The 6,441-nt window shown below is 74.2% G+C and carries 7 protein-coding genes; 5 read left to right on the forward strand and 2 right to left on the reverse strand.

The genetic code is table 11. The features are described 5' to 3' along the window. The 3 genes from AX737_RS24450 to AX737_RS24460 form a co-directional block, all read left to right on the forward strand. The coding region (locus AX737_RS24450; RefSeq protein WP_066925816.1) for a methylmalonyl-CoA mutase family protein at positions 1-1,728 on the forward strand (1,728 nt) is incomplete at its 5' end. Positions 1,729-1,839: 111 nt separating this feature from the next. Next, the gene (locus AX737_RS24455; protein ID WP_066925819.1) at positions 1,840-2,226 is read left to right on the forward strand and encodes a large exoprotein involved in heme utilization or adhesion; all 387 of its coding nucleotides are present in this window, start codon (positions 1,840-1,842) and stop codon (positions 2,224-2,226) included. Between the two features lie 168 nt (positions 2,227-2,394). Then, positions 2,395-2,817, forward strand: coding sequence for a hypothetical protein (locus tag AX737_RS24460; RefSeq protein ID WP_066925832.1), 423 nt, complete (start codon positions 2,395-2,397; stop codon positions 2,815-2,817). 7 nt (positions 2,818-2,824) lie between these two features. Here AX737_RS24460 and AX737_RS24465 read toward each other — a convergent pair whose 3' ends face one another. Continuing rightward, on the reverse strand, positions 2,825-4,360 hold the full coding sequence (locus tag AX737_RS24465; protein WP_066925822.1) for a YifB family Mg chelatase-like AAA ATPase: 1,536 nt from the start codon (positions 4,358-4,360) through the stop codon (positions 2,825-2,827). Between the two features lie 179 nt (positions 4,361-4,539). Between AX737_RS24465 and AX737_RS24470 the strand changes: the two genes are divergently transcribed. After that, entirely contained in the window at positions 4,540-4,800 is a 261-nt protein-coding gene (locus AX737_RS24470; protein ID WP_066925825.1) for a PepSY domain-containing protein, read from the forward strand. A 261-nt stretch (positions 4,801-5,061) separates the two neighbouring features. Here AX737_RS24470 and AX737_RS24475 read toward each other — a convergent pair whose 3' ends face one another. Continuing rightward, entirely contained in the window at positions 5,062-5,523 is a 462-nt protein-coding gene (locus AX737_RS24475; protein WP_066925828.1) for a GatB/YqeY domain-containing protein, read from the reverse strand. 192 nt (positions 5,524-5,715) lie between these two features. Here AX737_RS24475 and AX737_RS24480 point away from each other — a divergent pair. Beyond that, positions 5,716-6,441, forward strand: a 726-nt coding sequence (locus AX737_RS24480; RefSeq protein ID WP_280949101.1) for a carbamoyl-phosphate synthase domain-containing protein, incomplete at its 3' end; no start/stop codon positions are given.

The following is a 6,441-nucleotide window of genomic DNA, read 5'->3' on the forward strand; positions in this document are numbered from 1 at the left end:
CCCCTGTACGACCCGGCCGAGCCCACCCCCCAGCCGGTGCGCACCCCCGGCCCGTGGCGCGTCGTGCAACGGATGGACCACCCCGACGTGGCCGCCGCCAATCGGCAGGCGCTCGCCGACCTCGAGGGCGGCGCCGACGCGCTCGCGCTGGTCTTCGCGGCGGCGCCGACCGCCCGCGGCTACGGCCTCTCCGCAACGGACGTGGACGCCCTCGACGCGGCGCTCCAGGGCGTGATGCTGCCGCTGATCGCGCTGCGCCTCGAGGCGGGCGGGCAGGCGCTCGAGGCCGCCGGCCTGATCAAGGCGCTGGCGGAGCGGCGCGGCGAGGATCTGGCCGGCCTCGACCTCGACCTCGGCATCGACCCCGTGGGCAAGCTCGCCGCCACCGGCAGCCTCGGCGCGGTCTGGTCCGACATCGTGCCGAAGCTCGGCGCGACGCTCCGCGACTTCGACGCCGCGGGCTTCCGCGGCCGGGCGCTGCTCGCTGACGGGCGGCCCTACCACGAGGGCGGCGCGGGCGAGGTGGACGAACTCGCCGCGGTGCTCGCCACCGCCGTGACCTACCTGCGCGCCCTGGAGGCCGAGGGGCACCCGCTGGAGCGGGCCCGCGACGCGGTCGGCGTGCTGCTCGCCGCCGATGCCGACGAGTTCCTGGGGCTCGCCAAGTTCCGCGCCATGCGCCGGCTCTGGGCCCGCGTCGAGCAGGCCTGCGGGCTCGACCCGAAGCCGCTGCGCCTCCACGCCGAGACCGCGTGGCGGATGATGACCCGGCGCGACCCCTTCGTGAACATCCTGCGCACCACCCTGGCGACGGCCGCGGCCGGGCTCGGCGGCGCCGATGGCGTGGCCGCCCTGCCCTACACCCAGGCGCTCGGCCTGCCCGACGCCTTCGCCCGGCGCGTCGCCCGCAACAGCCAGATCGTCCTCCTGGAGGAATCCGGCCTCGCCCGGGTCTCCGATCCGGCCGCCGGCGCGGGCGGGTTCGAGGCGCTGACCGCCGAACTGACCGAGCGGGCCTGGGAGGCCTTCCAGACGATCGAGCGGGAGGGCGGCATCGTCGCCTCGCTGAGCGTCGGCAAGCTGCAGCGCCGCATCGAGGCGGTGCGCGAGACCCGCGCCCGCAACGTCGCCACCCGCCGCGAACCGCTGACCGGCGCGACCGAGTTCCCGCACCTCTCCGAGAAGCCCGTGGCGGTGCTCGACGTCGCTCCCGTGCCGGCGCCGGCCGCCTCCGAGTTCGGGACCGGCGCGGCGGTCGCCTGCGATCCCCTGCCCTCGGGGCGCCTCGCCGAGCCCTTCGAGGCGCTGCGCGACGCCTCCGACGCGGTGCTCGCCAAGACGGGCGCCCGCCCAGCGGTGTTCCTGGCCAATCTCGGGCCGCTCTCGGCCTTCAACACCCGCGCCACCTTCGCTGCCAACGCCTTCGCGGCGGGCGGCATCGAGGCCCTGTCGAACGAGGGCTTCGCGGACGAGGCGGCGCTCGCGGCGGGCTTCCGGGCGTCCGGCGCCCGGATCGCCTGCCTCTGCTCGTCGGACGCGGTCTACGCCGAGCGCGCGGTCGCGGCGGCCCGCGCCCTCAAGGAGGCGGGGGCCGGCACGGTCTACCTCGCCGGCAAGCCCGCCGACCCGGACGCGCTGAAGGCGGCCGGCGTCGACGGCTTCCTGCAGGCGGGCGGCGACCTCCTGGCCTTCCTCGCCGAGGCGCTGCGGCGGGCCGTGACGGGCTGAGGCGCGGGAGCCGCGCCGCACGGTCGCAACCGAAACCGGTCTGACGAGTTTCAGCCACGCTCGGCGCGCACCGCGTCGGGCGCTTGGCACGGACCACTCGGACACCCCACCATGAAGCACCTCGCCCTCGCCGCCGCCGCCCTGACGCTTGCCGCAGCGGGCATCGGCTCGGCCGACGCGGCACGGCGCTCGCCCCAGGTGCCGGACCGCTTCGACGGCAACTGGAGCATCGAGGTCGTCACCGAGTCGGGGGCCTGCGACCGGGCCTACCGCTACGGCGTGCGCATCAACCGGGGCGAGGCGAGCTATCCGGGCGGCGACTTCCAGGTGAGCGGCCGCGTCGCGCCGAACGGCCAGGTGCGGGCCACCATCTCGAACGCGCTCGGCAGCGCCAACGTGGTCGGTCGCCTCGCCAAGGACGGCTACGGCAGCGGCACCTGGACCGCGTCCGGCAGCAGCCAGTGCCGCGGCCGCTGGAACGCCGAACGCCGCGGCTGAGAACCGTTCCGTCGGCGCGGTGCGGCGGAACGTCGCAGATCCTGCGCGCCGGTCGAAGGGGCTCACGGCGCCGGCCCGGCGATGCTGCGCCGCGGCGTCCGGAGCCCTGTTCCGGTCGCAATCGCGTGGAAGAGTCCGGGCTGTCCGATGCCCTTCGAGACCTTCCGCATGAAGACCGCGCTTCTCGGTTCCCTCGCCGTCCTCGCCCTCCTCTCCGCGGCCGAGGCCCGGCCCCGCCCGAGGGCCGACGCGGACGCCGTCCTGACCCCGTTGCGCGAGGCCGCGACCGACTGCTTCGCCGAGACCGTGATGTCGAATCCCGGTGCGATGAACCACGCCCGCGCCGGGCGCTGGTATCAGGCCGCCGGCGTGATCGGCTTCCTGTGCCGGCCCGAGGTCGACGCCATGGTGCGGGCCCACGACCGGGCCTACGGACCCGGCACCGGCGACCGCTACTTCAAGGGCGGCTACGCCCGGCACCTCGACCGGCAGCTCGCCGCCCGCCTCCAGCCGCTGCTGGAGCGCAAGGCGGTCGCCAGCGCCGAGCCGCCCGCCGAGAAGGCGGAGCCCGAGGAGACCGGCGCGCATTGAGCGGCGCTCAAGCGGCCTCCGGGCGCTCTGCCCGCCCGCGATAGGACAAGGCTTCCGCGAGATGCAGCCGGCGCACCGTCGCCTCGCCGTCGAGGTCGGCGAGCGTGCGGGCGAGGCGCAGGGTCCGGTGGAAGCCCCGGGCCGAGAGGCGCAAGGACTCGGCGGCTGAGCGGATCAGCGCCGCGCCCTCCGCATCGGGCCGCGCCACCTCCTCGATCAGCGTCGCCGGGCAGGTCGCGTTCGTGGTCGCGTTTGAGAGGCCGCGCGCGGCGTAGCGCTCCCCCTGCAGCCTGCGCGCCGCCGCGACCCGGGCGGCGGCCTCGGCCGAACCCTCCTCCGGCGGCGGCAGGATCAGGTCGGCCGCGCTCACCGCCGGCACCTCGATGCGCAGGTCGATCCGGTCGAGGAGCGGACCCGAGATGCGCGCGCCGTACTGGGCCATGCAGCGCGCGTTCGGCCCTCGGCGGCAGGCGTAGCCCGGCTCCAGCGCCTGCCCGCAGCGGCAGGGATTCATCGCGGCGACCAGCTGGAAACGGGCCGGGTAGACGACCCGGTGGTTGGCCCGCGCGATCATGATCTCGCCGGTCTCCAGGGGCTGGCGCAGCGAGTCGAGCACCTGGGGCGTGAACTCGGGCAGCTCGTCGAGGAACAGCACCCCCCCGTGCGCCAGCGAGGCTTCGCCCGGCCGGGCGCCGAGCCCGCCGCCCACGAGCGCGGCCATCGAGGCCGAGTGGTGCGGCTCGCGGAACGGGCGCCGGGTCGAGAGCGCCCCGCCGCGCAGCTCGCCGGCCACCGACTGGATCATCGAGATGTCGAGGAGTTCGCGGGGGGTGAGCGGCGGCAGGATCGAGGGCAGGCGCGCGGCCAGCATCGACTTGCCGGCGCCCGGAGGCCCGTTCATCAACAGGTTGTGGCCGCCGCTCGCGGCGATCTCGAGCGCGCGCTTGGCGCCCTCCTGGCCCTTGATGTCGCGCAGGTCCGGCAGCGGCCCGTGGGCGGCCGCGATCGCCGGCTCCGGCCGGGCCATGACCTGGCTGCCCTTGAAGTGGTTGGCGAGCTGGATGAGCGAGCGCGGCGCCAGCACGTCGAGGTCGCCGCCGGCCCAGGCCGCCTCCGGCCCGCAGGGCGCCGGGCAGATCAGCCCGAGGCCGCGCGCGCCCGCCGCGATCGCCGCCGGCAGCGCGCCGTTCACCGCCGTGATCGTGCCGTCGAGGGCGAGTTCGCCGAGCACGCAGTAGCCGCCGAGCGCGTCGGCCGGGATCGCGCCGATCGCCGCCATCACGCCCAGCGCGATCGGCAGGTCGTAGTGCGAGCCCTCCTTCGGCAGGTCGGCGGGCGCGAGGTTGACGGTGATGCGCTTGGCCGGCAGCGCCAGCCCGGAGGCGATCAGCGCGCCGCGCACGCGCTCCCGCGACTCGGCCACCGCCTTGTCGGGCAGGCCGACCACCGCGAACTGCACCGAGCCCGGGATGATCTGCACCTGCACGTCGACGGCCCGCGCCTCGATGCCCTCGAACGCGACGGTGGCGACGCGGGTGACCATGCGCGAAGATCCTCAGGCCGGGAGGATAAGCCTAGGCTTGGGCGTGCCCGCTGACAATCTGGGGTGAAGCCCGGCGAGCCGGCTCAGGAACACGCCGCCCGCCGGTCCGTTCACTGGTTCCGGACCTGCGCGACCTGCGCGGGATCCGCGCTCGAACCGATACGCCAGGAGACGATCGCATGCGCCCGCCCCTCATCCTCGCCGCTCTCGCCCTCTCGCTCGGCCTCGGCACCCTGGCGCATGCCGACCAGAAGCTGCCGCCCGACCAGCAGGCCAAGGTCGAGGCCATGCTGCGGCAGGAGGGATTCACCAAGTGGGACGAGATCGAGCTGGACGACGGCATGATCGAGGTGGACGACGCGATCGACGCCGCCGGCAAGAAGTTCGACCTCAAGCTCGATCCGCAGAGCCTGGCCATCGTCAAGCGCAAGGCCGAATGAGACGGCCTCCTCCCTCTCCCCGCTTGCGGGGAGAGGCCTGTCTGCACCTTGTCGTGCAGACAGGAAGCGCAGGCGTAGCCGGAGCGGCGGTGAGGGGGCGGCTCCGGGGGAGGCTCCTCCGTAGAAGCCCCCTCACCTTCGGGTCGATCCCTTCGGGATCGATGCGCCGCCTCGCTTCAGCGACGACGAGGTCGCCGAAGCCCTCTCCCCGCACAGCGGGGAGAGGGAATTTGCGGCTGTCGCTCCGCCCGCTCCCGCGCCTCAGCCCTTGGCGGCGAGAGCGTCCTTCACGAGGCCGCTGGCCCGACCGAAATCCATCCGGCCGGCGAACTTGCCCTTCAGGGCGCCGATCACCTTGCCCATGTCCTTCGGTCCGGCGGCACCCGTCTCGGCGATCGCGGCGTCGATCGCGGCCTTCGTCTCGGCCTCGTCCATCTGCTGCGGCAGGAAGCCCTGGATGATCGCGATCTCGGCGCGCTCGTTGGCCGCGAGTTCCGGGCGGCCGCCCTGCTCGTAGACGCCGGCCGATTCGGTGCGCTGCTTGATCATCTTCTGCAGGAGCGCCAGGATCTCCTCGTCGGAGACCGCCTCCTTGCCGAGGCCGCGGGCCTCGATGTCCTTGTCCTTGAGCGCCGCCTGGATCATCCGGATCGTGGCGAGCTTGTCCTTCTCGCCGGCCTTCATGGCCTCCTTCATCTCGGCGGTGAAGCGCGCGCGCAGCATCGAACTCTCTCCTGTGATACGAAAAACGGGCGTCGGCCCTGCGCGGCGCGGATGTTGAGCGGGGAAGGCGGGCGCGCCACATTGACCCTGACGCGGGCCGCTCGCTAAGAGCGCCGCACGAGGGTTTTGGCCGCCCGCCGCGCCTCATCGCAGGCGCCGGATCCGGCACCGGACATAAGCGAGATCACGCCGATGCTGCAAGACGAAGGCGCCACAGCGCAATCCCGTCCCGCGCCCGCTCCCTGGGCCGACCCCGTCGTCACCGCGCTGCTGGTGCTGGCCGACGGCACGGTCCTGGAAGGATTCGGCATCGGCCAGACGGGTGTCGCGGACGGCGAGGTCTGCTTCAACACCGCCATGACGGGCTACCAGGAGATCCTGACGGACCCCTCCTACGCGGGCCAGATCGTCACCTTCACCTTCCCGCATATCGGCAATGTCGGCACCAACGACGAGGATCTCGAGAGCCTCGACGCCGCTCCGGCCTCGGGCGTGCGCGGCGCGGTGATCGCCTCCGCCGTGACGCAGCCCTCGAGCTGGCGCTCGTCGAGCCATCTCGACGCCTGGTTGAAGGCCCGCGGCATCGTCGGCATCACCGGGATCGACACCCGCGCGCTCACCGCCCGGATCCGCGACCGGGGCATGCCGAACGCCGTGATCGCCAACGACCCCGAGGGCCGCTTCGACCGCGAGGCCCTGAAGGCGCGCGCCGCGGCGCTCGCCCCGATGGAGGGCCTCGACCTCGTGCCGCCGGTGACGAGCCGCGCGCACGCGGCCTGGACCGAGACCACCTGGGCGGTCCAGGGCGGCTACGGCAGCCGCGCCCAGGGCGAGGGCCTGCGGGTCGTGGCGATCGATTACGGCGTGAAGCGCAACATCCTGCGGCTGCTGGCGGAAGCCGGCTGCGACGTCACGGTG

Origin of the sequence: Methylobacterium sp. CCH5-D2 (genome assembly GCF_001556475.1) — a bacterium.
GTDB classification, from domain to species: Bacteria; Pseudomonadota; Alphaproteobacteria; order Rhizobiales; family Beijerinckiaceae; genus Methylobacterium; species Methylobacterium hispanicum.